This window comes from Streptomyces bugieae (assembly GCF_036352915.1).
In the GTDB taxonomy this organism is placed as follows: domain Bacteria; phylum Actinomycetota; class Actinomycetes; order Streptomycetales; family Streptomycetaceae; genus Streptomyces; species Streptomyces endophytica.
Map to the genome: position 1 here is coordinate 1 of NZ_JAZBJP010000094.1, position 643 is coordinate 643.

At 75.6% G+C, this 643-nt stretch carries 1 protein-coding gene; it reads right to left on the minus strand.

Annotated features, from left to right (window positions below; all coding sequences use genetic code 11):
* A partial coding sequence (locus tag V2J85_RS40335) for an alpha/beta fold hydrolase (protein WP_330824358.1) occupies positions 1–643 on the minus strand: 643 nt, incomplete at both ends.

The window sequence follows — 643 nt, forward strand, 5'->3', positions numbered from 1 at the left end:
TGACGAACGTGCCCCCGGGGATCGCGTCCGCCAGCCGGGCGAGCTGTTCCTGGTCGATATGGCTGGCGGGGCCGCCGCCGATGACCAGGGTGGGGGCGGTGATCTCCGCGAGCCGGTCGCGGAGCCCGGGGTCGGGGTCGTTCAGCTGAGCGTCGGTGTCCGGGACGACGGGCCAGTCGAAGCCGAGCGGGCCTTCGGGGCGGACGGCGGGCGGGCGCGGCGGGTCGAGCGGGTGGAGGGGCGGGGCGTCCTCGATGATCAGGCGCCCGATGAGGCCGGGCTCGCGCTGGGCGAGGAGGCAGGCGGCCACCCCGCCCATGGAGTGGCCGATCACGGTGGCACCGGCCAGGTTGCGGGCCTCCAGGAAGGCGTGCAGGTCGTCACGGAACAGCTCGAAGGAGTAGCGGCCGGGCCAGTCGCTCAGCCCGTGGCCCCGGAAGTCGGGGGCGTACACGCGGTGTTCGGCGGCCAGTTCCCCGGCGATCCGGGTCCAGGTGAGGGAGGAGCCGGACCGGCCGTGGAGGAGGACGACGGGCGGGGCGGAGGGCTCGCCCCACACCCGGTACGCGAGCCGGACACCGCCCGCCGACACGCTCCGGACCTCCGCGTCGAGGAAGGCCGCGACCGTACGGGAGAAGGCGCC